The organism is Brevibacillus sp. FW306-2-1A-C05A (assembly GCF_058781555.1).
In genome coordinates this window covers 1-25,308 of record NZ_JBYSWV010000057.1, presented here as the reverse complement: position 1 = coordinate 25,308, position 25,308 = coordinate 1, and the positions used below count along the sequence as shown (strand labels likewise).

The 25,308-nt window shown below is 51.3% G+C and carries 22 protein-coding genes, 2 pseudogenes and 1 CRISPR repeat array; of the genes and pseudogenes, 18 read left to right on the top strand and 6 right to left on the bottom strand.

Annotation, left to right across the window (positions count from 1 at the left end):
* The first annotated feature begins 371 nt into the window (after positions 1-371).
* Positions 372-1,199 carry a helix-turn-helix domain-containing protein gene (locus tag AC3WJN_RS22890; RefSeq protein WP_007780000.1) on the top strand — a complete coding sequence of 276 codons (828 nt, stop codon included), beginning with the start codon at positions 372-374 and terminating at the stop codon, positions 1,197-1,199.
* A 157-nt stretch (positions 1,200-1,356) separates the two neighbouring features.
* Positions 1,357-3,102, top strand: coding sequence for an ABC transporter ATP-binding protein (locus AC3WJN_RS22885; RefSeq protein WP_007779997.1), 1,746 nt, complete (start codon positions 1,357-1,359; stop codon positions 3,100-3,102).
* Positions 3,103-3,207: 105 nt separating this feature from the next.
* On the opposite strand, the gene AC3WJN_RS22880 is transcribed toward AC3WJN_RS22885, so the two are convergent.
* A complete protein-coding gene (locus AC3WJN_RS22880; RefSeq protein WP_237716599.1) occupies positions 3,208-3,669 on the bottom strand; it encodes a hypothetical protein in 462 nt (153 codons plus the stop codon).
* A gap of 74 nt (positions 3,670-3,743) precedes the next feature.
* Positions 3,744-4,817: a hypothetical protein gene (locus AC3WJN_RS22875; RefSeq protein WP_007779993.1), complete on the bottom strand. Its 1,074-nt coding sequence runs from the start codon at positions 4,815-4,817 to the stop codon at positions 3,744-3,746.
* A 721-nt stretch (positions 4,818-5,538) separates the two neighbouring features.
* Here AC3WJN_RS22875 and AC3WJN_RS22870 point away from each other — a divergent pair.
* From AC3WJN_RS22870 to AC3WJN_RS22855, 4 genes and pseudogenes are all read left to right on the top strand, one after another.
* Positions 5,539-6,394, top strand: a pseudogene (locus AC3WJN_RS22870) (helix-turn-helix domain-containing protein).
* Between the two features lie 70 nt (positions 6,395-6,464).
* Positions 6,465-7,469 carry an ABC transporter substrate-binding protein gene (locus AC3WJN_RS22865; protein WP_005835406.1) on the top strand — a complete coding sequence of 335 codons (1,005 nt, stop codon included), beginning with the start codon at positions 6,465-6,467 and terminating at the stop codon, positions 7,467-7,469.
* A 101-nt stretch (positions 7,470-7,570) separates the two neighbouring features.
* Positions 7,571-8,620, top strand: a complete 1,050-nt coding sequence (locus AC3WJN_RS22860; RefSeq protein WP_005835405.1) for an NAD(P)/FAD-dependent oxidoreductase — start codon at positions 7,571-7,573, stop codon at positions 8,618-8,620.
* 180 nt (positions 8,621-8,800) lie between these two features.
* A complete protein-coding gene (locus tag AC3WJN_RS22855; RefSeq protein ID WP_005835403.1) occupies positions 8,801-10,132 on the top strand; it encodes a purine/pyrimidine permease in 1,332 nt (443 codons plus the stop codon).
* Between the two features lie 15 nt (positions 10,133-10,147).
* Here AC3WJN_RS22855 and AC3WJN_RS22850 read toward each other — a convergent pair whose 3' ends face one another.
* A complete protein-coding gene (locus AC3WJN_RS22850) occupies positions 10,148-10,819 on the bottom strand; it encodes a B3/B4 domain-containing protein (protein ID WP_005835401.1) in 672 nt (223 codons plus the stop codon).
* A 157-nt stretch (positions 10,820-10,976) separates the two neighbouring features.
* On the opposite strand from AC3WJN_RS22850, the gene rnhA reads away from it, so the two are divergent.
* The 4 genes from rnhA (at position 10,977) to AC3WJN_RS22830 (ending at position 14,526) form a co-directional block, all read left to right on the top strand.
* On the top strand, positions 10,977-11,417 hold the full coding sequence (rnhA, locus tag AC3WJN_RS22845; RefSeq protein WP_007779986.1) for a ribonuclease HI: 441 nt from the start codon (positions 10,977-10,979) through the stop codon (positions 11,415-11,417).
* Positions 11,414-12,667 carry a tRNA epoxyqueuosine(34) reductase QueG gene (queG, locus tag AC3WJN_RS22840; protein ID WP_007779985.1) on the top strand — a complete coding sequence of 418 codons (1,254 nt, stop codon included), beginning with the start codon at positions 11,414-11,416 and terminating at the stop codon, positions 12,665-12,667. Before rnhA ends, queG begins: the two co-directional genes overlap by 4 nt.
* A 173-nt stretch (positions 12,668-12,840) precedes the next feature.
* Positions 12,841-13,389: a methylated-DNA--[protein]-cysteine S-methyltransferase gene (locus AC3WJN_RS22835; RefSeq protein WP_005835393.1), complete on the top strand. Its 549-nt coding sequence runs from the start codon at positions 12,841-12,843 to the stop codon at positions 13,387-13,389.
* A gap of 162 nt (positions 13,390-13,551) precedes the next feature.
* Complete coding sequence (locus tag AC3WJN_RS22830; RefSeq protein ID WP_007779983.1) at positions 13,552-14,526, top strand: amidase domain-containing protein; 975 nt, start codon at positions 13,552-13,554, stop codon at positions 14,524-14,526.
* A gap of 19 nt (positions 14,527-14,545) precedes the next feature.
* On the opposite strand, the gene AC3WJN_RS22825 is transcribed toward AC3WJN_RS22830, so the two are convergent.
* A complete protein-coding gene (locus tag AC3WJN_RS22825) occupies positions 14,546-15,253 on the bottom strand; it encodes a ferric reductase-like transmembrane domain-containing protein (RefSeq protein WP_007779980.1) in 708 nt (235 codons plus the stop codon).
* A 159-nt stretch (positions 15,254-15,412) separates the two neighbouring features.
* Between AC3WJN_RS22825 and trmL the strand changes: the two genes are divergently transcribed.
* The 3 genes from trmL to AC3WJN_RS22810 all read left to right on the top strand — a co-directional run bounded on the left by trmL (position 15,413) and on the right by AC3WJN_RS22810 (position 17,091).
* Positions 15,413-15,883 (top strand): tRNA (uridine(34)/cytosine(34)/5-carboxymethylaminomethyluridine(34)-2'-O)-methyltransferase TrmL, encoded by a 471-nt coding sequence (gene trmL, locus AC3WJN_RS22820; RefSeq protein WP_005835388.1) that lies wholly within the window; start codon positions 15,413-15,415, stop codon positions 15,881-15,883.
* A gap of 74 nt (positions 15,884-15,957) precedes the next feature.
* On the top strand, positions 15,958-16,686 hold the full coding sequence (locus AC3WJN_RS22815) for an HAD family hydrolase (RefSeq protein ID WP_007779977.1): 729 nt from the start codon (positions 15,958-15,960) through the stop codon (positions 16,684-16,686).
* Positions 16,687-16,836: 150 nt separating this feature from the next.
* Positions 16,837-17,091 (top strand): hypothetical protein, encoded by a 255-nt coding sequence (locus tag AC3WJN_RS22810; RefSeq protein ID WP_005835385.1) that lies wholly within the window; start codon positions 16,837-16,839, stop codon positions 17,089-17,091.
* Between the two features lie 206 nt (positions 17,092-17,297).
* Here AC3WJN_RS22810 and AC3WJN_RS22805 read toward each other — a convergent pair whose 3' ends face one another.
* The gene (locus AC3WJN_RS22805; protein ID WP_007779969.1) at positions 17,298-17,498 is read right to left on the bottom strand and encodes a hypothetical protein; all 201 of its coding nucleotides are present in this window, start codon (positions 17,496-17,498) and stop codon (positions 17,298-17,300) included.
* 368 nt (positions 17,499-17,866) lie between these two features.
* On the opposite strand from AC3WJN_RS22805, the gene AC3WJN_RS22800 reads away from it, so the two are divergent.
* Entirely contained in the window at positions 17,867-19,765 is a 1,899-nt protein-coding gene (locus AC3WJN_RS22800; RefSeq protein ID WP_007779966.1) for a PrkA family serine protein kinase, read from the top strand.
* A gap of 96 nt (positions 19,766-19,861) precedes the next feature.
* Positions 19,862-21,019: a sporulation protein YhbH gene (gene yhbH, locus AC3WJN_RS22795; protein ID WP_005835378.1), complete on the top strand. Its 1,158-nt coding sequence runs from the start codon at positions 19,862-19,864 to the stop codon at positions 21,017-21,019.
* 345 nt (positions 21,020-21,364) lie between these two features.
* Here the strand turns inward: yhbH and AC3WJN_RS22790 are convergent, their stop codons facing one another.
* Positions 21,365-22,153: an IS4 family transposase gene (locus AC3WJN_RS22790; protein ID WP_005835376.1), complete on the bottom strand. Its 789-nt coding sequence runs from the start codon at positions 22,151-22,153 to the stop codon at positions 21,365-21,367.
* Positions 22,154-22,298: 145 nt separating this feature from the next.
* Here AC3WJN_RS22790 and AC3WJN_RS22785 point away from each other — a divergent pair, with 145 nt between their 5' ends.
* The 3 genes and pseudogenes from AC3WJN_RS22785 to AC3WJN_RS22775 form a co-directional block, all read left to right on the top strand.
* On the top strand, positions 22,299-22,529 hold the full coding sequence (locus AC3WJN_RS22785; protein WP_005835375.1) for an NAD(P)H-dependent oxidoreductase: 231 nt from the start codon (positions 22,299-22,301) through the stop codon (positions 22,527-22,529).
* A gap of 68 nt (positions 22,530-22,597) precedes the next feature.
* Positions 22,598-22,693, top strand: coding sequence for a hypothetical protein (locus tag AC3WJN_RS22780; RefSeq protein WP_412677745.1), 96 nt, complete (start codon positions 22,598-22,600; stop codon positions 22,691-22,693).
* Between the two features lie 130 nt (positions 22,694-22,823).
* Positions 22,824-23,039, top strand: a pseudogene (locus tag AC3WJN_RS22775) (MarR family winged helix-turn-helix transcriptional regulator); the annotation flags it as partial.
* A 552-nt stretch (positions 23,040-23,591) separates the two neighbouring features.
* A CRISPR array of direct repeats spans positions 23,592-25,302; the repeat unit is 36 nt; unit sequence GTTCGAAAGCTTAGTGGAAAGCTTCGGGATTAGCAC.
* Positions 25,303-25,308 lie beyond the last annotated feature (6 nt).

The following is a 25,308-nucleotide window of genomic DNA, read 5'->3' as shown; positions in this document are numbered from 1 at the left end:
TATAAAAGTGGCATTTCCCACTTTACGTACCATTAAACTTCATTTTTTAAACGAAAACCTAATTTTGCAAAAGGCTCGAGTAAAAATGTGTTCCAATGCCAGGTGCTACGCCGAGCGGAGTAACAGCGCGAGCCGCTGGCAACAACACCTGAACAGAAGAACCAAGCGAGGCTGGCGCTTGCCTGCCGATAGGAGAAGCGTGTGCGTGACCAAAGCTAGCCAAGCGTGAAGCATAGCCAAGCGTGAAGCATATCCATGCATGAAGCATATCCATGTGCTGGGTGGTTGCAGAGCTTTTCCTGGATGCGGTAGCGACCATGCCGCGCTTACATCCAACGGTTCTTTTGAGTAAAAAGCAAGGCGGGGTGCAAATGGAGAGAGCAAAGGTTGGTCTGTTGATCGACTATTACGCCAGGGGAGCCATTACACTCACCAGTGTATCCCTCGAAGAACGACAGCCGGGAATGAAATATTTTGGGGGACGAACCGGGCTGCATTCGGCATTTATTTTCCCTCTATCCGGGAGAGCCAAAATGTGGTTTGACGGCACGGGATACGATATGGAGCCGGGGATGGTCGTACACGCTGGCCCTGACATGGCGTTTGATCGCAAGGTGATCGGCGAGGAAAAGTGGGTCTACATTCTCGTGCTCTATCAGGTGAAGCACTGGGAGCTGGCTGATGCATGCGATTACGCCGGGCAGCATTACGGCTTGCACCTTGTCGAGCAGAGCGCCCGGCTGCAGGAGAAGCTGAGGCAGCTTGAGCGGTACTGGAATAGCCCCGGCGACTTGTACAAGCTGCGCGTAAAAGAGCTGTGGTACGGCATCTTGAACGAGCTGTTTTCGCTCGTGCTGTATCGTGCGCAAGACGAGGGGCGGCTATTGCTGGAGCGGCTGCTCGATTATATTCATAATCAATACATGGAAAACTTGAGCATGAATCGGCTTGCGGAAATGCACCAGATCAATGTCAACCGGCTCGCTTACCTGTTTCAGAAGCATTTGAAAATTAGTCCGGGTGAATATTTGAACAGATACAGACTTAACCAGGCGAAAAACTTGTTGAATATCGTGCACAGCCAATTGAGCATCAAGGAGGTGGCGCAAAGGACAGGCTTTTCCGATCCGTTGTATTTCAGCAAGCGCTTCAAAAAATACACCGGCCTGTCCCCGAGCGAGTTTCAACGGGATTCATGAATAATCCATATCGATTCATGAATGTGCCATTCTCTTTCACAAGGCACATTGCTATACTTATTGATGAAATTGATAATCATTATTGCAGTTGCGTTGACAAAAGCTTGCCGGGTCAGTACTGACAGGAGCGAACCCAACGCCAAAAGGGGGCCATTGATTGATTCGACGCTTTTTCTCCTACTACCGCCCGTATAAATGGTTGTTTGTGCTTGATTTTGGCTGCGCAATCATTGCCGGTTTGCTGGAGCTGGCGTTTCCGGTAGCGGTAAATGCTTTTATCGACGATTTGCTGCCGGGCGGGAAGTGGGGCATGATTTTGTGGGCTTCGCTTGGACTGCTCGCTTTGTATGCCTTGAACACATTGCTTATGTACATCGTCAACTACTGGGGGCATATGCTGGGCATCAACATCGAGACGGATATGCGGCGCAAGCTGTTTTCGCATATTCAGAAGCTGTCGTTCCGATTTTTTGACAATACGAAGACCGGGCATTTGATTGGTCGCTTGACAAACGACATGAACATGATTGGCGAAATGGCGCATCACGGACCGGAGGATTTGTTTATCGCGATCATGACGCTTGTAGGCTCGTTTGCGCTCATGCTGTCCATCAACTGGCAGCTTGCGGTTATCACCTTCATCGTTGTGCCGGCCATCATCTGGGTCGTCGTGTACTTCAACAAAAAAATGACCCAGGCGATCCACCAACTGTTTCGCGATGTGGGCGACTTCAACGCTCGCATTGAAGACAGCGTGGGTGGCATCCGTGTCGTCAAGGCGTTTGCCAACGAGAAGCACGAGGAAGCACAATTTGCTGTCAACAACGGGCGCTTTCGCCTGACCAAGCTCAGCTCCTACAAGCTGATTGCCAAAAACGGCTCGATCAGCTACATGATGATGCGCTTTGTCACTTTGTTTGTCATGGTGTGCGGAACCTGGTTCGTCATTCGCGAACAGCTTACGTACGGAGAGTTTGTCGGCTTTTTGTTGCTGACGAACGTGTTTTTCCGTCCGATTGAGAAGATCAACGCCATTGTGGAAAGTTATCCGCAAGGCTTCGCAGGCTTCAAGCGCTATACCGAATTGCTGGACACAGAGCCGGATGTGGCGGATGCTCCGGACGCGGTGGAAATGAAGCCGTTTCAGCGAGAGATTCGCTTCGACCAGGTCTCCTTCAGCTATGACGGAGAGAAAAAAGTGCTCGATCAGGTCGATCTGGTCATCCGCAAAGGAGAAACGATCGCGTTCGTCGGTCCGTCCGGTGCGGGCAAAACGACGCTCTGCAGCTTGCTGCCGCGGTTTTACGAGGTCGAGAGCGGTTCGATCAGCATTGACGGGGTGGACATCCGCCAGGTGACACAAGATTCGTTGCGCCGACAGATCGGGATTGTGCAGCAGGATGTGTTCCTGTTCGCGGGCACGATTCGCGAAAATATTTTGTATGGAAAACTGGAGGCGAGCGAGGAGGAAATCTGGGAAGCGGCACGGCGAGCGCGACTCGATGACTTTATTCGCGCGCAGGAGCTAGGCATGGAGACGGTGATCGGGGAGCGCGGCGTGAAGCTGTCCGGCGGTCAAAAGCAGCGGCTGGTGATTGCCCGCATGTTCCTGAAAAATCCGCCGATCCTGATTCTCGATGAAGCGACCTCGGCGCTGGATACGGAGACAGAGCTGGCGATTCAGCAATCGTTGGCAGAGCTGTCCAAAGGCCGGACGACGCTGGTGATCGCGCACAGGCTGGCGACGATCAAGGATGCAGACCGAATCGTCGTGGTGACGGGGGAGGGCATCGTCGAGCAGGGGCATCATCGCGAGCTGGTCGACGCAGGCGGTGTGTACAGCCGCTTGTATCAGGCGCAGTTTGGGGTATGGAATGGCTTGGAGGCTGTCAGCAAGCCGTAAAAAAATGAATACAGACGCAAAAATGGAAGCGGCCAGCAAAGCTCCTTCTACGTGTCCTTTTGCAACCGAACAGACCCTGCTGATTCAGTAAGGGTCTTTTGGAGGTTATGACGCAGTATGCTGCTTTAATGATCGCCTGACAAACAAGCCAATATAAAAAGATAAGCACGATAAAAGGGTGCCATATAGGATGTAATTGATGCCAAAAATATAATAAGGAAGCTCTTCGCTTAGAAGTACAAACGGGTCTGCTGGAGAGAATACATACGCGAAACAGACAGGTAAAAATTTTTCCAAAAGGAAGGAAGTAACTACGGTGGCAATAGCAACAGTATGAATATTTCGATTGTGAAAAAAATGTGCTCTCCAACCAAGAAGCAAAAAAGGAACGCAATTGACAAGGGTGCCTAGAAATAGTCCAGATCCGTTTTTATCCCGATCAGTCGGCAAATCCGTGACGATTGTAAAGCTGTATACGCCGATAAGAAAGACAATCGCGTATAAAGAAACGTATATCATCCCTATTTCCACTAGCGTTCGTAACCATCCAGATTTTGTTTTCGTCATGAAAGTTTCTCCTCTCGCAAAGGAAAAGTAAAGGTCTACAGTATGATTTTGCAGACCTTTATTTTTAAATGTAATCATTTGATGAGAGTTTCCTTCTTCCAGTACAAACCAAATGCTGGTTGATCTTCAGTTTGCACTTCTACAGCAAAAACTTTATCATTTTTCATTATCTTTTTTAAGTCTTTTCCTTTAGCAGTACCTTCAATTTCAATAATACCCTTGAAGCTATAAGAAGCTTCTTTTTGAATGCTCTCTAAAACCTCTGGTTGAATTGTTTTTGTGCCGATAGTTACAATATTTTTTTCACTATCAATACCTCTGGCATACAATTCTGAAACCTCTAAATTATAATCGGAAACCAAATCGTAAAAACTGTCTATGCTCATAGGGTTCTTTAATGTAATCACAAATTGGTAATCATCGTTACTTTTGAACCTTTCCACTCTTTTGTTTACATTGTTTTTGTAGTTCTCTAAATCACCTTTCGTTTTGATTTTATCATATTCTCTATCCGCTAAAATTTCAGTATTCAAGACGAGAGCTTCTCTATTTGACACAGATGAAGGAGTTGATAACTGGCTATATTTAAATACTCCGAGAAGTTCGGCTGTACCAGCAACAGTGTTGTAGTCCCCTCCTGGATAAATTGGTGCTACACTAATTGATGCATAAGAAGAAACCTTGGGATCATTTGTCGTATTTACCACACCAAAGCTACTAGTTACATAGTAATTCGTGTTAGCACTAATACTCCATTGGTCTCTAGATACTGCTTCTAATTCATCATCTTTTCCATCACCATTGTCATCTTCGTAATCATATTTAGGGTCGGGAAAATTTGTAGAAATGAAAGAGCCATCAAACCCATTTTTTGATTCGTCACGAAAATCATAAGTTGGGTAATAGCTTATATAACGCATCATCTCACTTTTCTGATTTGCACTATATTTGAAATCTATCCGTGCTGTAATTTTTGGATAAGATGAATCTTTAGTAACATTAAACGTTCCTGAATAAGGCTTCCACCATATTGTTTTTTCATATGATCCATTATCTGACCATGTTGATGATGCGGCAAATACGGAAGTAGCTGAAAGACATATACTAAGTAATGCAGCTCCACTTAATAATCTTTTCTTAGATTTCATGAAAACATCTTCTATCTTCATTGGTTTGATTCAACAGATTGGTTTAGAATTTTTTGATTATTAGTTTATAGCAAAGTAATTGAAAAAAATGTCGAATTATATAATTAATTGAAAAACGAACATTAAGTACTATTTTGTTCAAAGGGATTTAAAGCAATTAAAGGATAATAGTCCTGTGATATGCACATTGTAGGTGCCTTTGTATATTTGTTGTTCTAGGAACGAATGTGGACTCCAGGGGCGCTTCTATAAAACATCTCCTTTCCGGACCGACTCTTTCGGCCAACATATCTCGACTTTCGGAACCCTTTGGTATTTTACATAAGCGTGGTTAATTGGTGTATGAGGGGGAAACTAGGGCTGAAAGGGTGCTCGTATTGTTGAAAAAATTTTACCCTGCTTCAGGAATCTCTGTATTTCGTGATTGCCTGAAAATAGAGTTTCAAAAAATAGAGCCAATCTAGAATCTTTATGTTTAATGACTTTACTATTTGGAATTGAATGGGGAGTAATCGCGATAGCTACTCTGTTTTGCCCGTGCTATAGCCGACAACCAGACATCAGCAATGCGAGGAAAAGAAGGAAAGAGAAAAACAATAAGATTGATTCTCAATATCAATATAAGTATGATTAAGTTATGTGACTGCAACGGGACTCGTCCCAGCGGACGCGGGCGATGAGCGCATGGAGCAACGGCACTTGATGGCAGGAGGTGTGTGAAATGAAGATGGACATCAACAAACTTGCCGAACATTTTGCGCGTACCTCTTTTCGAGTGGAGCAAGTCTGTCGCTATGTGCGCGATCCGGGCATGAGTTGCGATGACTATACGGAAGCATTCCCAGGCTTTGTTTTTCCCTTGAGAGGAAAGGCCGAGTTTGATTTCAGCGGAACGTCCTATGCGCTGTCGCCGGGACATGTCGTGCATGGCGGTGCCCGTATGCCATTGAATCGGCGGGTTACGGGCAACAGTAAGTGGGAGTATTTGCTTGTTTTATACCGGGTTTGCGCGCCCGAGCCGTCCGGATTTTCCTTGAGTAGAGCGCATTTTCAGCTCACTCCGGGACAAAGCCCGCGCCTGATGGAGCTGCTTGAGCTTCTCTGGCGCTCATCGAGGGAGCCGGGTGGGATTTCTGCCTTTCAGACGGAGACGTTGTTTCGCTGCGTCCTGGAGGAACTGTTCGTTTGTGCACGCAACCAGAGCAGCGATGGGGAGCAGGCACTGTTCGAGCAAGTATCCAGCTACATACATGAGCATTACATGGATGGGCTTAGTGTACGCGCGTTGGCGGAGCAAAACGACATCAACGAAAATCGCTTGTTCTACGTTTTCAAAAAATACGGGCATGGGCCCGGGCCCGGGCAAGTATTTGATGGCCTATCGGCTGAATCGGGCGAAGGAATGCCTGTTGGCGAACGACGCGCCGATCGGCGAGGTGGCGAAAAGCGTCGGCTATGCAGACGCCTTGTATTTCAGCCGCATTTTTAAAAAGCAGGTAGGGTTGTCTCCGGCCGAATTTCGCGGACGATTCAGGAAAAATCCATATGGAATTCAGGATGGCTCCATTCCTCTCTAAAATGCGTTTTGCTAAACTGACCGTAGCTTAGTTGGTCAAGCAAAACTCAAGTCACATCGGAGGAGTCAGAATGAAAACACTCATGAGACTATTCGTCACCCTTGCGCTTTTGGCGGGGATTTTAGCGGGTTGTGCCGGAACGCCGGAGACTAACCATAGTTCCGCAGCAAACAGTGCAGCACCAGCCAAAGAGGAAAGCGCCGCTCCCGAAAAAGCCGATCAGGAAACGGGAAAATGGCCGAGAACGTATGTAGACGCTCTTGGACGCGAGATTGTACTGGAAAAGAAACCGGAGAAAGTAGCGCTCTTATTTTTCCGCAATTTTGAGCATTTGTTTTTGTTGGACGAAGCCCCGGTAGCGGCGACAGACCTGGATGTTTTGCAGGAGTGGGAATCGCTCGCTCCGTACAAGGACAAACAGATCGTCGACATCGGCTCCATGACGAGCCCGAACCTGGAAAAGCTGCTGGAAGTCGGCCCTGACCTCATCATCATGGTTTCGGGGCGGTATGGAAGCTACGGCGACAAGCTGGAGAAAATCGCTCCGGTCGTAACGGTGGACAGCAATGAAAACAACTGGCAAGGCGCGCTGCGCGAGTACGGAAAAATTTTCGGCAAAGAGCAAAAGGCCGAGGATGAAATCAAGCGGATCGAAACGCTGATTGCCGATTCCAAAGAACAGTTGAAAGCGTTCAGCGACAAAACGTTTGGCGTGATTATGCTGGGTGACAAGCAGTTCTGGGGCTTTACCACGCAGTTTATTTTCAGCAAGGAAAGCGGCCTTGGGTTGAACCCGCCGAGCAAATACGTAGATATGTCGACCAAAGGGGAGCAGATTTCCCTGGAAGGACTGGCGGCGATGAACCCGGACTACATATTTGTCGCTGATATCGGCGGCTCGTCCAAAAAGCTGCAAGGCTACCTGAAAAACCTGGAGAGCGATTCTGCCTGGAACTCGCTTCAAGCGATCAAGAACGGGCATATGTACGCACTGGACAGCTCGATTGCCGCGGGCGGACCGTTGGGAATTGAGCTTGGGGTGAAAACGATCGTGAAAAATATTTTGGCCAAATAAAATGCGTCGCTGATCGAGCAGCCGCCTCTGTGCAAGCATTGTGCAGGGGCCCTGTTGCTGCGTGCGCCCATTATGGATGGGAGTAAAGGAGAGATACACGGATGACGAACGAAGAATTGTATGACGTCACGATTATCGGCGGAGGGCCTGCTGGGCTGTTCGCATCATTTTACAGCGGTTTGCGAGAAATGAAGACGAAGCTGATCGAATATCAGCCAAGGCTGGGCGGGAAAGTCCACGTCTATCCCGAAAAAATGATTTGGGACGTCGGCGGCTTGACGCCAACACTGGGCGAAAAGCTGATTGAGCAGCTCGTTCAGCAAGGATTGACCTTCGATCCAACTGTCGTTTTGGGTCAAAAAGTGGAGCGGATCGAGCGGGACGAAACAGGCGTGTTCGTTTTGCACACTTCGGCAGGCGAGAAGCATTATAGCAAAACCGTCATTTTGGCAATTGGCGGAGGGATTTTGGAGCCGCAACGAATTGACTTGGAAGGCGCGGAAAAGTTCGAAGTATCCAATCTCAGCTATACCGTCAAGTCGTTGCGGCGCTTCAAGGACAAAACCGTCATCATCTCGGGCGGTGGAAACTCTGCGGTCGATTGGGCCAATGAGCTGGAGCCGATTGCCAAAAAAGTGTATGTGACGTATCGGAAAGAAGCGCTGTCCGGGCACGAAGCACAAGTTACGCAACTGTTGAAAAGCTCCGCCACATGCTTCTTCAACACGACGATCACGAAGCTGATTGCGGCTTCCAACCAGGAAAAAATTGAGCGGGTCGAGCTGACTAACCACGTGACGGGCGAGGTGCAGGAGCTGGCGATTGACGAAGTGATTATCAATCACGGCTACGAACGCGACAGATCGCTTCTGGAGAACAGCCAGGTGAAGCTGGAAATGGCGAACGAATACTTCCTGGCCGGCAAGACAAACGGCGCTACATCCGAGCCGGGGATTTTTGCGGCGGGAGATATTATCTCGTATGAAGGAAAAGTGCATCTGATTGCTGGAGCTTTTCACGACGCAGCAAATGCCGTCAACCAAGCCAAGCTGTACATTCAGCCGGAAGCGCATGCCAGCGGAATGGTTTCGTCCCACAATGAAATTTTCCAAAGCCGAAACCGCGAGCTGATTAAGCAAATGATAAAATAGTATTTGCAGGAAACGGAAGCCGCATGGGCGGCCAAAGCATAAGGGGTAAGAAATTTCTCGCAGAGAGTTTCTTGCCCCTTTGCATGTTTGCTGAAAAACCGGATGATGATATTCTTAACTGGAGACATTTAGTTGCATAGCTCATGATTGATTGGCGGCAAGAAAACGAGGTGGATTGTTTTGAAGTACGGATTGTATGACAGACCTCCAGTGGGCACGAGCATTCTCTCGGCCTTGCAATGGATGATCGTAGCTGTCTCCAGCAGTGTTGCCGTTCCGTTGATGATCGGGGACGTGTATGGGTTACAGGCAGACGAGATGAGCCATTTGATGCAGCAGACGATGTTTTTCATCGGGCTGGCTTCGCTTTTGCAAGTATGGATCGGACACCGTTATCCGATGCTGGAAGGACCGGCTGGATTGTGGTGGGGGATTTTTATCATTTTGGCGCAGCTCGGTGCGAGTGCAGGGCTGCAGCCGCGCGAGATCGGGCAATCGTTTCAGCTCGGGATGGCGTTGGCGGGCCTGCTGTTTATCGGCTTCGGGATGCTGGGCTGGATCGGCAAGCTGCAAAGATGGTTTACACCGCTTGTATCCGGCACGTATATGATTTTGCTGGCGATTTCTTTGTGCAGCAATATTTTGACCGGGATGCTGGGGATTGGCTTTCAGCATTCCAAAGAGGTGCAGCCGGGCGTAGCGCTCGTTTCCGTCGGCATCGTGGCGCTGGTCGTCTGGATCATGCGGACGAAGCGCTTTTCCAGCTTTGCGGTCCTGTTTGGCATGGTCGGCGGCTGGGTGCTTTACGCCGTATTGGGCTGGACGGAGCCTGTGCGGCCTGCGGATCAGTTGATCTCGTGGCCGAGCTTCTTTTTCTGGGGAACGCCGCGCTGGGACTGGGGCGTCGTCCTGACGAGCATGTTGACCGGATTTGTCCTGCTGACGAACCTGGTGACGAGCATGGTCGTGATGGGCAAGGCGACAAATACGGTGCCGACCGATTCCCAATACAACCGTGGCGGGGTGTTTACAGGGGTGTCTCACCTGCTTTCCGGCGTGAGCGGCGTCGTGGGGATGATCCCGCTTTCGCTGGCTGCCGCCGTGATCCAGACGACGCGCATGGCGTCGCGCCTGCCCTTCATGCTCGCGATGGTCGGGATGATGCTGATTGGCCTGCTCCCGACCGTCGCTCATTTTTTGGCGGCTTTGCCGACTCCGGTTGCCTATGCGGCGATGTTCATTTCGTACACGCAGCTTCTCGGGTTCGGTTTGAAAGATTACGTGACAGTCAAAATGGATGATCGGGCCATCACGGTCGGGGGCAGCTCGCTTCTGATCGGGATTGGCGTCATGTTTGTTCCGGCAGCCGCCTGGCAGAAGCTGCCTGCGCTGGTCAGCTTCCTGTTCGGCAACGGCTTGCTGCTCGGGGTAATCGTCTGTTTGCTCTTGGAGCACGTTGTTTTTCGCAAGCCAACTGACAGTCAGACACAAAAAGACGGCCACGCTGCATGACGGGCCGTCTTTTTATTAAGGCGAGGCGATGGCGCTGTGGGTCAGCTCGCCGCCGTTGATCTCGGTAAACATGCGGCCCACGGAGCCGATGATTTCGTCCTTTTTCTCAGCGGAAAGCTGCTCGTGGAAAAAGACGACTTGCAGCAGGTCCCGGCTTTGTTCGGTCACACAAGTTCGCTTGGAATCGACAATCGGACTGCCGAAGGCCCCCTGCTCGTCCGCGAGCAGCAGCTTTCCTTCCATGTGGACCTCGCGACCGTTCAATCCTTCGTACACGTCTGTTTCCCGGCCCAGACGGCAAGTGACGTCGCCTGTAAGCTGCTGCCGATCGTAAATCCCAAAGGGAAGCGCATGCAGGACGGAGAAGAAGTTGTTGACGTCTACGGCGCTGTTGATCCAGAAAAAAGGATTGCCCTGCAACAGACGGCGCAGCAGTGCCTCCGAGGAGGGGCGGTAGCGGGAAGGATCGATCCCCGCTTTTTTGAAGGCGGCTCGCCATTCGCGGATGCCTTCGATCTCGGCCAGGCGGGACAGCTCGTGCTCCAGGCGCAAGCTTTCTACAAAGTAGTTGATCCGGCCTTGCAGCATTTTTGGCGAGTCGCTGACAGATACGCCACTGTATTGCAAAATGCCGAGGGAAAAGGCGGGAAGGCGCTCGGTCACGGTAGAGTCGAGTTGTACGTTCATCATGATTCACTCCTTCTATAAGAAAATTCGCTTGCGAACGACTATTTTTGCCAAAGCTTGGAACAGGACAGATTTCTCAAGTAGTATAGCAAAATATTTTTGTGGAAGCGACTAAGCTTCGATACAATAGAAGCAACAGAGGAGGTTTCCAAAGACGATGACAATGCGTGAAGTAGAGATTTATACAGACGGCGCCTGCTCTGGCAATCCCGGGCCGGGCGGCTGGGGTGCTGTCCTGATGTACGGCCAGCACATCAAGGAGATGTCCGGTGCCGAACCACATACAACGAACAACCGCATGGAGCTGCTTGCGCCGATCAAGGCGCTGTCCACGTTGAAAGAGCCTTGCAAGGTGACCTTGTACAGCGACAGCGCGTATTTGGTCAACTGCTTCAAGCAGGGCTGGTACAAGGGCTGGCTGAAAAACGGCTGGAAAAACAGCAAAGGCCAGCAGGTAGAGAATCAGGACTTGTGGAAAGAGCTGCTTCGGCTGATGGATATTCATCAAGTAGAGTACGTCAAGGTAAAAGGACATGCCGACAACAAGTGGAACAACCGCTGCGACGAGTTGGCGACGGGAGCGATCAAACAACTGTGATTGACGAGCAAGACTTGCGCTACTGGGAGCAGACGAAGCAGTCCATCATTGATTACGCCAAGGAGATCGGCATCGACAAGATCGGCTTTGCCAGCGCCGACCCTTTTTTGACGCTCAAGGAACGACTGATCGAGCACCGGGAAAAGGGGTATGAGTCAGGCTTTGAGGAGCCGGATTTGGAAAAGCGGACGAATCCCAGCCTGCTGTTGGAGGGTGCGCGTTCCTTGATTTCGATTGCGCTCGCCTACCCGTCCAAGCTGGAGAATCCGCCCAAGTCCGAGCCTGGCGCGTACCGGGGCATTTTGTGCCGGGCGGCCTGGGGAGTCGATTACCATCACGTGCTGCGCGACAAGCTGGACAAGCTCGGCAAATTCATTCAGGAGCTGGAGCCGGGTGCCAAAATCGAATCGATGGTAGACACGGGCGCGCTGTCTGATCGTGCTGTCGCCGAGCGGGCTGGCGTCGGATTCGTCGGCAAAAACTGTGCGGTGATTACGCCCGAGTTCGGCTCGTGGGTCTACCTGGGCGAGCTTTTGACGAATTTGCCGTTGCCGATCGACCACCCGATCGAAGAAGGCTGCGGCGATTGCAACATATGTGTAGACGCCTGTCCGACCGGGGCGCTTGTGCAGGGAGGCCAGCTCAACGCTCAGCGCTGTGTAGCGTTTTTGACTCAGGTAAAAGATTTCATTCCAGACGAATTTAGAGGAAAAATCGGCAATCGGCTGTACGGCTGTGATACTTGCCAAACCGTCTGCCCGAAAAACCGCCGGATCAACTCCAACCATCATCCCGAGTTTCAGCCTGATCCCGAGATTGCCAAGCCGCTCTTGATCCCGCTTCTGGAGATGAGCAACAAGGAGTTTAAGGAAAAGTTCGGCCTGTCTTCTTCATCGTGGCGCGGCAAAAAGCCGATTCAGCGCAACGCGATTCTGGCCCTGGCCCACTTCAAGGATCGCACCGCGGTTCCTCATCTCGCCCGCCTGCTTGCGAACGATCCACGTCCGGTCATTCGCGGCACAGCAGCCTGGGCGCTGGGGAAAATCGGGGGAGCCGATGCAGAAGCGGCACTCGTGAGGGCACAGGAGACGGAGCAGGTGGCAGAGGTGCAGGACGAGATTGCGAAGGGGATGAAGCTGCTGGCGGAGCAAAGTGCGCAGGGGGAGAAGCAGCGGCGACAGGAACAGCAGGAACAGCAGGAACAGCAGGAACAGCAGGAACAGCAGGAACAGCAGGAACAACTCCCCTAGTCGCAGGCTGGTACGCTGGTGAAAAGCGCGAAAGCCGCTGTGACAGACAGACGTATGACAGGCTGGCTAACCTCTGGAAAAAGTCGCCTGAAGCCGCTGGCGCTTCGGGAGCGGACGAGCGATAGCAAGGCAGCCTGCGCTAAAAAATATTTGGGAGAGAGGGAGGATGTACGATGGCACAGGAAGTAGGCTACACCACAATGGAATCGCCAATTGGCCCGCTGCTGCTCGCTTCGACGGAGGAAGGCTTGTGCTACATCGACTTTGCGAACGAGGAAGAAGGACTGCCGCGCCTTGTTCGCTGGTGCAAAAAGACGCTTCTCGGAGTCACTCCGGAGAAAAACGAAGCGATCAACGAGCAGGCCAAGCTGCAGCTTGAGCAATATTTTGCCGGCGAGCGAACAGAGTTTGACGTTCCTACCGTCCTGTACGGCACTCCTTTTCAAAAAACAGTGTGGACTGAGTTGACGAATATTCCATACGGCGAAACCCGCTCCTACAAGGATATTGCCATCGCTATCGGAGCGGCCAAAGCGGTCCGGGCGATTGGCGGGGCGAACAATCGCAATCCGATCCCGGTAATCATCCCTTGCCACCGGGTTGTCGGCTCAAACGGCGCGCTCGTCGGCTACGGAGGCGGGCTGTCCATCAAAGAATTTTTGCTGTCGCACGAGGAAGGGCCGCTTTTTGCCCATGCGACCTCCAACCAAGCTGTCCGCTAGCCGGATGGCTTTTCTTTCTTCTGAATGCACTGTCCTTGACATATTCTTTTCGTGAGATGCCAGGTGAGCTCGTGGATGGGGAGTGAGCGTGCCCCGCGAGGCGAGCTGGCGGAAGGAACGACATGTCCAGGCATAGAACGCTGGGAAGAGGGGGAGCGACGGATGGAATGGCGTGCGTTTGTGCAACGGTACTTCGATGCCGTGCACCAATCGATTCTGGATGGACAACATCAGCGGCTGCTGCCTTTTTATCTGGAGCAAAAGCCGCTGCTGCAACAAGAATGGGAACGCATCCATCGCGCCCATCGGCAAATGCGCAAGCGGGGGGCCGCGCTTCGTGGCGTGAGCGGCCAGGTCAAGCCCGTCTGTTGGCTGGAGACGGATGCTGCGATGGACATCACGGTAGTCTGGACGGGCAAGAGCCGGTATCTGTTGAAAAACAAAACGTATGAAGAGGCGAGCAGACGGATGCTTCAGCTTCGTTTGGACAAAGCGGCAGGTCAGTGGGGAATTGTCGGCACGCGGGAGCAGCGAGGTGACCAGAAAAGCGAAGGGATAGAGGAACAGGAGCTGCGGGGCACGGCGTCGGTAACAGCCGTTGAAGATGCGGTGTCGCAGCCGTTGCTCGTCGTCCACGGCGCGGGCGGCTATCGGGCGGATAAAGCAGTCGCCTATGCAGAACGGTACTGGAATACGACGAATCCCGCTTACCCGCGCTTCAACGATGATTGCACCAATTTTATATCGCAATGCTTGTACGCCGGGGGGATTCCCATGCTGATGTCCAAGGAACGTGGCAAAGGCTGGTGGATTCGCACCGGAAAAAGCGCGGACTGGAGCTATAGCTGGACGGTAGCGCACAGCTTGTACCTGTTGCTGAAATCAGGCGGGCCGCCGATGCGCGCTGTCGTCAAAAAGTCTGCCGCCGAGCTGGTTCCGGGCGACATCATTTGCTACGACTTTAACGGCGACGGACGTTTTCAGCACAATACGATTGTGGTCACGATGGACGCGAATATGATGCCGCTTGTCAACGCCCACACGACAGACAGCAGCATGCGCTACTGGGCGTATGAGGACTCGACTGCCTATACGCCCAGCATCCGTTATGCGTTTTTTCATATTCGCGGAGTGTAGGCGGCTTTGGCTTTGCAGGTTACCACCTGCGCTTGAGCACAGTTCGGCCAAACGAGAGGCTGCGAACGAACCAGACAACGACTGCGAAGACGAGCAGGTCGGAGAAGCTGTGCGGCTCTCCTTTGATCGATTGAATGTAGATCAGGCCGTGGAACAGGACGAGAAGAAACAGCCACGGATTGGCCAGATGCAGTCTTTTCCAGGCGGAGCCGCCCAACCATTTTTCCGCGCGTCCAGAGGAAGTGCACAAGAGCGCCAGCAAAAGGATGAAGGCGATCGCTCCCAAGTAGTTGGCGACACCCGTAAAGCTCCAGTTCGGAATCGGCCATACGCCGGACTCGGGAGGCGCATAAAGAAACAGGCGCAGCCACCCGCCCGTCTGGTCAGGCCGGGTGTCAGAGATCATGTACAGCTTCGGCTCTCCTTCAAACAGGATCAGCACGAGACAGACATGCAGGATGCCAGTCAGTCCGGCCCAGATGCCGACATCTCTGCGGATGGACAAGCAGGCAGCGGTCCAGCGTCCGGGCAGCCACGACTTGATCGGGCCAATCAAGAGGGTGAGACCGATCAGGAGAAACGAGAGGTAGCCTGCGATCATGCTGCACGCCTCCATAGCCGGGAAAGCGGAAAAGTCAGGCCACATCCATGCTGCGCCAATCAGGACGATCAAAAGAGACATTATGTGGGCGAGCAGGCGAAGCAGATGACGGCGGGGCGTATTCATGTCAGCGACACTCCTTTGCATCCGTTGTTTTCCCGTTAGATGCAACAGCCCCGCTGCATGTTACAGGCACTGGCTCGGTGGTCATGGCGCGGTTGGTTTATGTATAATAGAAGAGATTTGAAGGACCCAAGTTCGTCATATACAAGGAGTTTTGCTGATATGCCGCTACATATTGTTTTGCACGAGCCGCTCATTCCTGCCAACACGGGGAATATCGCCCGTTCCTGCGCAGCGACTGGCGCTCATTTGCATTTGATTCACCCGCTTGGCTTTTCGACAGAGGATCGCTATTTGAAGCGGGCTGGCCTCGATTACTGGCACGCGGTGAACATCCACCATCACGAGAGCTTTGAGCATTTTGCCGCGGCGCAGGGAGAGGGAGCAGGCACGTTTTACTTCGTGGAGACGTGGGGCGAGAAGCTGTACACCGATGTTTCCTTTCGCGATGGCGACTACATTATTTTGGGCAAGGAGACCACCGGCTTGCCGGAGGAACTGACGGAGAGGTACCGGGAGCAAACGATTCGCATTCCGATGAGCGGAGCCACCCGCTCCGTCAATCTGTCCAACTGTGCGGCGATCGTTTTGTTTGAAGGCTTGCGGCAGCTAGGTTTTCCGGGGCTGAATTAGGGCACGATGACAAACGCCTTCGCTTACAGCAGCAACAACAAGCAGGGCGTCGATGAAAAAGGGAGAGAACGCAAATGACTGTGAACACGATCCTGTTTGATCTGGACGGAACGCTCCTGGAAATGCAGACCGAGCCTTTTGTCAAAAGCTATTTGGTCGAGGTAGGCCGCCATGTTGGCGACAAGTACGATACGGAAAAGCTCCTGAAGCTGATTTGGGACGCAACCAAGGCGATGATTATGAGCCAGGAGCCGGAGAAGACGAATGAACAGGTGTTCATCGAATATTTTACCGCGCACAGCGAATGGGATCGCGAAGAGGTGTGGCCGCTGTTCGATTCCTTTTACCGCGATGTGTTCCCGACGCTGTCCCATCTGACCTATCCTTCGCCGTGGGGCAAAAAAATTGTGGATGCGGCCAAGGCGCAAGGCTATCGGGTCGCGGTCGCCACCAATCCGGTCTTTCCGCGCGATGCGATTTTCCATCGGCTCGCCTGGATCGGCATGAGCGCGGACGATTTCGAACTGGTGACCGTCTATGAGGAGTCGCATTATACGAAGCCGGATCCCGGCTATTTCGCGGAAATTTGCCAAAAGCTCGGCGTGGAGCCGACCGACTGCATCATGATCGGCAACCACATGCAGGAAGACATGGTCGCGTCGAAGCTGGGGATGAAGACGTACCTCGTCACGAACTGGCTGGAAGACCGCGGCGAGCCGCAGTATCCGGTCGATCAGCGAGGCTCGTTGGAGGAATTGTATCAGGCGATTACGGAGCGGACAGGCGTGTTTGCCAAAGCATAAATTGCGCTGGCTGTCGTCGCCGGCAACGAGCAAGCAGGCTGTTTGCCGCAAAAGCGGGGCAGCCTGCTTTTTCACATACTTTTCCCAAAGTCGTGCGGCAGGCTTGTTTACGTAGCAATCACGCTTCGTACACAAGAAGGAGGAACCAACGTGAAAAAAATCGTTTCGACTATGGCCATGGCTGCTTTGCTGTTCAGCGGAATTTCTGTCGCGAGTGCAGAGGAAAAAGCGGCGGATACGACCGTTACCCAAGGCAGAAAAAGCCGCGAAAGAAGCCGCGAAAGCCCAAAAGCAAGCGGACAAAAAATAGCAGGGACAAGAAGCGTAAACGAACGAAGCTTCAACGAAAAAAAGCAGGTTGCCGTGACAGGCAGCCTGCTTTTTTTCCTGGGAGCGCCGTGCTGATGCCAGCAAACTGCCCGTTAGCTTGTCCCTACAGATTCCAGGTTTTGTCCTCGTTGTAGCCTGCTGTCAGGATGAAGAACAGAAAAGCTGCGAAGACCAACGCTACGATAAACGTACCCATGTTGGACAGCTCCTTTCGTAAACAAACTACTCCCATTATAGCGTAGCCTGCCCACTTTGCAAACGGATTAAAGCTTGTGCGTTCCTTATGTTAAGGACAGTTTTCGGTGATCGTTCCAAAGCTTCAGGAAAGCGCCCAAGGTGATCGGAACACTAAGAATTTCACCTGTATCCAGCTCCATGCCGCGCACCCACTGGTAAACAAAGACAGCGAGGACGATCAATGCGGCGATTCCGGTCAAGTACAGACCTTTCTTGATTTGCATGCGATCTTTTTGCGTATTCATGATTCGGACCTCCCATGTTTGCAGATCAATCAACTGCGCATGAATGATGGCTGATGGATGAGTTAATTGTACGCGACGGATCGGCTTACAAACCATTGCTTTAGCTTACAAAGCAATCAACAAAACCTTACATTTCCGTAATATTCCCTGCCGCGAAAAGAAAATTTGCCACTCGTGCATGATTTTTGTGGCAAGATTGCTGAAACTTGTGCTCATGTCTCGCATACACATATGTAAAGGCTTGAAGAGCCTGTTGGCAACCGAAGAAAACGAGTTCCACGCGAATGCGTGACTGCAGGCAGACATATACATGAGAGTACATTGTCGTTAGGGAAGAGAGAGGGGCTTATGAGGGAGGAGTGTCGAACATGGACATTTTAAAACGAATCGCTGAGCACCGGGCCCGAGAAGAAAACCTGATGTGGAGAGGGACTTTCGCCGAGTACTTGCAGCTTGTTCGCAAAAATCCGCAAATTGCCCAGACGGCTCATTCACGCGTCTACAACATGATTAAAAGTGCTGGTGTCGAGGAAAGCGAGGATGGCACACGCTCGTATCAATTTTTCAGCCGGGAAATTTTCGGGCTGGATCGTTCCATTGAACGTCTGGTTGAGGAGTATTTTCACTCGGCAGCACGTCGTCTGGACGTCCGCAAACGCATTTTGCTCTTGATGGGTCCGGTCAGCGGCGGTAAATCCACACTCGTTACCATGCTCAAACGAGGACTGGAGGAGTATTCCCGCACGGACGAAGGCGCCGTCTACGCGCTCGAAGGCTGCCCGATGCAGGAAGAGCCGTTGCATCTGATCCCGCATGAGCTGCGTCCGGAAATTGAGGAAGAGCTGGGCATCAAAATCGAGGGAGAGCTTACTCCTTACAACCGCATGAGATTGGAGACGGAATACGGCGGACGCATCGAAGACTTCCCGGTTTGCCGCATTCTTTTCTCCGAAGCGAACCGTGTCGGGATCGGTACATTCAGCCCCTCTGATCCCAAGTCGCAGGACATTGCCGATTTGACTGGCAGCATCGACTTTTCTACGATTACCAAGTACGGTTCCGAGTCCGATCCCCGCGCCTATCGTTTTGACGGGGAACTGAACAAAGCAAACCGTGGCTTGATGGAGTTCCAGGAAATGCTGAAGTGCGACGAGAAATTCCTCTGGCACCTGCTGTCACTGACGCAGGAAGGAAACTTCAAGGCAGGCCGCTTTGCCTTGATCTCTGCGGATGAGCTGATTGTGGCTCACACGAACGAATCCGAGTACAAAGCCTTCATTGCCAACAAGAAAAACGAAGCGTTGCAATCCCGGATTATCGTCATGCCGATGCCGTATAACCTGCGCGTCAGCGACGAAGAAAAAATTTATGCGAAATTAATCAAACAATCCGATCTCGGACATGTGCACATTGCTCCGCATGCCCTGCGATCAGCTGCCATTTTCTCTATTCTTACTCGTTTGAAGGAATCGAAAAAGCAAGGAGCCGATTTGCTCAAGAAAATGCGTCTGTACGATGGCGAATCGGTGGAAGGGTTCAAGGGTGCCGATCTGGAAGAGTTGCGCAACGAGCATGCCGATGAGGGCATGGCCGGGATTGACCCGCGCTACGTCATCAACCGCATCTCCAGCGCGCTGATTCGCCGCGACACCGAGTGCATCAATGCGCTGGACATTCTCCGCGCGCTGAAGGAAGGCTTCGACCAGCATCCGTCGATTACGAAGGAGCAGCGGGAGCGCTACATGAACTTCATCTCCAGCGCCCGCAAGGAGTACGACGAGCTGGCGAAAAAAGAAGTGCAAAAAGCGTTTGTCTACAGCTACGAAGAGTCTGCGAAAACGCTCATGGATAACTATCTCGACAACGTCGAAGCGTATTGCAACATGAATAAAATCCGCGACCCCGTCACCGGCGAGGAGATGGATCCAGATGAGCGCCTGATGCGTTCCATCGAGGAGCAGATCGGCATTTCGGAAAACGCCAAGCGGGCATTCCGCGAAGAAATCCTCATCCGCATCTCGGCCTACGCGCGCAAAGGGAAGCGTTTTGACTACAGCACGCACGACCGCCTGCGGGAAGCGATTGAGAAAAAGCTGTTCGCCGACCTCAAGGACGTCGTCAAGATCACGACCTCGAACAAAACGCCGGATGAGCATCAGTTGAAAAAAATCAACGAGGTGACAAAGCGCCTCATCGAAGAGCATAACTATTGCCCGGTTTGCGCCAACGAGCTGCTCCGTTACGTGGGAAGCTTGCTGAACAGGTAAAAAAGCGGTTCGCACAGCCCTGACAAAAACGTACCTACGCTTTATCCCGCACATCATATTCGGCGCAGATTGCGCCAGTTGCTAGGAGGAGACGCCATGGAAGATGCACCATCGTTCATTGTCTCCCGGGAAGACTGGTCGCTGCACCGCAAAGGGTACCAGGACCAAAATCGACACCAGGAAAAAGTGAAAGAAGCGATCAAAAAAAACCTGCCCGATCTCGTCAGCGAAGAAAATATCATCATGTCAAACGGTCGGGAAGTTATCAAGATCCCCATTCGCTCCCTGGATGAATACCGATTGCGTTTTAACTTCCAAAAGGGAAAGCACGGAGGTCAAGGCAAAGGAAACAGCAAGGTAGGAGATGTCATCGCCAAGGACGGCGATCAGGCGCAAGGGCCGGGCAAAGGCCAGGGCGCCGGCGATCAGCCGGGAGTGGATTACTACGAGGCGGAAATCAGCGTCGAGGAATTGCAGGAGATGCTGTTCGCCGAGCTGGAGCTGCCGAACTTGCAGCGCAAGGACGAGGACCAGATTGTCATTGAGGAGACGCGCTTCAACGATGTCCGCAAAAAAGGGCTGATGGGCAACATCGACAAAAAGCGGACCTTGATCGCCGCGATCCGCCGCAACGCCCTTGCCGGCTACAGTGACCTGGAGCTGGGCATCACGGAAGACGACCTGCGTTTCAAGACGTGGGAGGAAATCATCAAGCCGCATTCCAACGCAGTCATTATTGCCATGATGGATACTTCAGGCAGTATGGGCGTCTTCGAAAAGTACATCGCCCGCAGCTTTTTCTTCTGGATGGTTCGTTTCCTGCGCACGAAGTACGAAAAAGTAGAAATCGTCTTCATCGCGCACCATACAGATGCGAAGGAAGTGACGGAGGACACCTTTTTCTCGAAAGGCGAGAGCGGGGGGACGATTTGTTCCTCCGCCTACAGAAAAGCGCTGGAGATCATCGACAGCCGCTATCCGCCGTCCCAGTACAACATTTACCCGTTCCACTTTTCCGACGGCGACAACCTGACATCCGACAACGAGCGCTGCGTGAAGCTGGTCAAAGAGCTCATGGAGAGATGCAACATGTTCGGTTATGGAGAGGTCAACCAGTATAACAGGCACTCAACACTCATGTCAGCGTATCGCCACATCAAGGAGCCCAAGTTCCTGCATTGCGTGATTCGGGAAAAGGGCGAGGTTTACAAGGCGCTTCGGACGTTTTTTGGGAAGAAGGAAGCAGTAACGTGAGGGGCGCGTCAGGGAAAAAGGGAAGGAACCAAGGGAGAGCCGATTTCATCCTGGTGAGGGATGGAGTTGGCTTTTCCCTTTTCGAGAACGCACGGAGGAGATAGCGTCTGGAGCACGGAAAGGCGGATTGGACTTACAGTTTGTTAGTTGGCGTCAAAAAGATAGTAATGTAGTTTGTATGTACAAACAATATGTGAACAAAGGAGCATATTCTGTGAAAACCCACTAGCGTTGCATAAAAGATGAATCGGATTATTGACTGATTATTCTGAATGTAATTTTTCAGCTTCGTAATCAAAAAGGGCAGCAACCAACCAAAAGGTAGCCACTATCCATTTGGTAGTTTTATACATTTACTCCAGCGGTGACAACAACAAACAACATCCACTTCCTTTTCTGTCGCCCTCTTGATGTTCGTCTGGATTGGTAATTCATTCGTCCAAACCATTGCTCGAACGTTTGCCAGAGAAAAACTTTCAGCCATCTACTGATTTGCAACAGACTGTGCGGACCGTTTTTTCCCAGTTTGACTAGGAGCAACAAGCAGTAGGCAATGAGAGCGAGAAAGACTTGATTTCTTACAGCATTGTCACTCGTGCCATAGAAGTTCTTGATCTTTACATGCTGTTTCATCCACTTGAAAAACAGTTCTATTTGCCAGCGCCAACGATAGATGTCACTGAGTTCATCTGCTTCCCAGTCGAAGCGATTCGTAATGATTCGAATACGATTTCCTTTCGAATCCAGCGTCTCAATCAGTCGCAACACGTTATCCACCCGTTTTTGTGGCGTTCCAAGCAAGATCATGGAATCCGATAAAACAGAGCTTTCTGGTGGTATTTTGAAAGTATAGAGATGGCGAATTTCCGCGTTATCTTTCAGACGTGAAGCGAAAAAGATGCCTTTGTCCGTGTATTCATCAAACTTTTCGTAATCCACGTATTCTCGATCAAAGACGTACATGGCTCCGATCTCGTCAATCAGCGATTCCATTTGCGTGCGGTCATTAGACTTGGCATACGTAAGGGAAATCTTATCAGGATACACATCCTCCTGATTGGCAAATACGAGACGAAGATGAATCTTGATTCCCGCCTTGGTTTTTCGGAAGGTTGCCCATTGGTACTTCTGCATTACGAGGATATTGAATGATTTGAAAAGATTAATGCAACGCTAGTGGTGAAAACATTAGTCATTGTGGCTCACCCCCATTTAAACGAATCGCGCGTAAATAAAGCGTGGGTAGAAAGAATGAAGCAGGAAGCGGACGCCTGCGCTGTTGAAGCAGTGGCAGGATGTTGTCTTGACGTATGGCTGGGCGTACGGCTCCGAAGGAAACAAGCTGCACAACAAGGAATTTTTGCTGGCGATTTCCGTCGGAGGACCGGAGCAAGCCTACGAGCGGGATGGCTACAACTATTTCACGATCGCCGAGCTGACGACGCCGCATGTTAAGGCAGCGAATCGCGTACTTAATCTCCTCACAACTATTTCACGATCGCCGAGCTGACGACGCCGCTGCAAGCGATGGCGAATTTGACGGGAATGAAGTACCTTACGCCGTTCAGATTCCACGGTATGATGCAGGCGTCGGAGGAACAGATCAAGCACAGCGCCGAAGAATACGTCAAGCATGCCCTGAATCCTGCTCTGGCCACCGAAGGCGTGCGCTAACCATCCGATTGACTGGGAAATAACAGCTCCAGCTGCTTTCTGGCATGGTCCGTCATGAGGAAAAAGGAAAAGCAGAACGCTCCTTTTCGCCGACGTACGCCACTTTGTTGATGGCTGTGAACGAAAAAGAGAGGTCACGCCAACGGAACTGTCGCAGCTGCTGCATATGACGCCGTCGACGATCACGCGGTTGGTTGACAAGATGGTGCAAAAAGGACAGTTGGAGCGGAAGATAGAAGGAAAGCACGTCTTGATCTGGCAGACGGACAAAGGAAGAGAAGCGCAGGCAGACATCGCAGTCGCGGTGCAAGAATTGCATGGCCGCTATTCGGCAGTCCTTGGGTAAGGCGAGGGCAGAAGCTTGACTGCCATGATTCATCGCGCGAGTGAGCGATTGGATCAAGCGAAAGGATGACTGCCTCGGTTCTTGATGCAGGAAACAGAGTGGAGAGCCGACTTCATTCGCAAGAGAATGAGGTCGGTTTTTTAATATTTATAATAGCGACTTGAAAGGAGTGAGGTCTTGAGTGGTGATTTTCTACAGGGTGGATCAAATCGCGGTTGTGTTGTATTTGGAAAAAAAGTAAGATATAAGTATCGGCCGTATGCTAGAGGCGACAGGCCGTTTTGATATTCCGTGCGTGTGCATTATAGACCCTCTACAAGTCTATTCCCACGGATAATTTCGAATTTCCACTATGCTTTCGAAAAATGAAGACGCGAGCAATCTCCCAGCCCTAAAAACGCCAAGGATGCTCGCAAGCGTTGGGAGAGTAGGCGTCAAACTGAGTTGGAAAGAAAAAAGCTCCTTGAATTTCAAGAAAAATGGTACCTAAAAAAAGACTGCTCGAAAACGGGCTGAGAAAAGCCTGAGAATCAAGGGATTGAGAAGACAGGGGTTCGAAAGCTTAGTGGAAAGCTTCGGGATTAGCACATTGCAACGAGCAGTTCTTTTATCCTTTTACCTTTAGTTCGAAAGCTTAGTGGAAAGCTTCGGGATTAGCACTGTCGAGCTTGTCCTGGAGCTTGACGAATTCGTCCCGGTTCGAAAGCTTAGTGGAAAGCTTCGGGATTAGCACGTCTAGCATGTCGTATACGATTTCGCCCAGTGTGTCTGCCGTTCGAAAGCTTAGTGGAAAGCTTCGGGATTAGCACTGGGCGACGAGCTGCGGTTCCTCGTCGTGGACAACACGTTCGAAAGCTTAGTGGAAAGCTTCGGGATTAGCACTTCATTTCCACCCGTACGTTGCGGATCAGCGTGTACGGGTTCGAAAGCTTAGTGGAAAGCTTCGGGATTAGCACAGTGAATTTTGATAAGCAATGAACATTCGTGGATCGTGTTCGAAAGCTTAGTGGAAAGCTTCGGGATTAGCACTGACAACGGGGTAAAGAGCGTCTTTACTTCAAATGTGTTCGAAAGCTTAGTGGAAAGCTTCGGGATTAGCACGCGTGTAAAGCGTATCTGTTTGACAAAGGATAATGACAGTTCGAAAGCTTAGTGGAAAGCTTCGGGATTAGCACCTTGATTCGCGCGAAAAGGCTCGGCATCAGCAACGTTCGAAAGCTTAGTGGAAAGCTTCGGGATTAGCACCGAGCATTTGGCGGTTCCTCTCGCCGCAATCCGGTCTTTGTTCGAAAGCTTAGTGGAAAGCTTCGGGATTAGCACCTCGTACGCTTTCTGCATCCACACCTTTATCTCGCGTCGTTCGAAAGCTTAGTGGAAAGCTTCGGGATTAGCACCCACCGTCAACTTCCGCCACTTCTCGTCAATCGCGCCCGTTCGAAAGCTTAGTGGAAAGCTTCGGGATTAGCACAAAAAGTGGCTGGAACAGATCGCTCGACTGCATAAGCATGTTCGAAAGCTTAGTGGAAAGCTTCGGGATTAGCACTCACCCTGCTCGAATCCATCGGCCATAACCCGACAGTTCGAAAGCTTAGTGGAAAGCTTCGGGATTAGCACCCCAAAGACTTAATGTGGACGCATATGATGAGTTTTTGGTTCGAAAGCTTAGTGGAAAGCTTCGGGATTAGCACGTTGTATGAAGAGATCGCTGCAATCAGTGATTTTGGTTCGAAAGCTTAGTGGAAAGCTTCGGGATTAGCACTGTCGATCGCTTTCACTGCCGGTGTACATGGCCGGCTTGTTCGAAAGCTTAGTGGAAAGCTTCGGGATTAGCACTATGCAAGGCAAGGTCTGGCTGCAAAGAATCTGCGGTTCGAAAGCTTAGTGGAAAGCTTCGGGATTAGCACCTCAACCGAGCGCCCTTTTTTCATAGGAGAACGCGTTCGAAAGCTTAGTGGAAAGCTTCGGGATTAGCACTAATAGGTTGGCATCTATCGAAAATGCCCTGCTGTAGTTCGAAAGCTTAGTGGAAAGCTTCGGGATTAGCACCCTAAGCCCTCCAAACTCTTTAAGTAGATTTATAGCACCGTTCGAAAGCTTAGTGGAAAGCTTCGGGATTAGCACTGGAAACATGCCGATAACGGCCATTTTGAGAAGGAAGTTCGAAAGCTTAGTGGAAAGCTTCGGGATTAGCACCGGATAGCCCGTTTCGCACCGCCACTACGGTGCCGTTCGAAAGCTTAGTGGAAAGCTTCGGGATTAGCACTTTCCC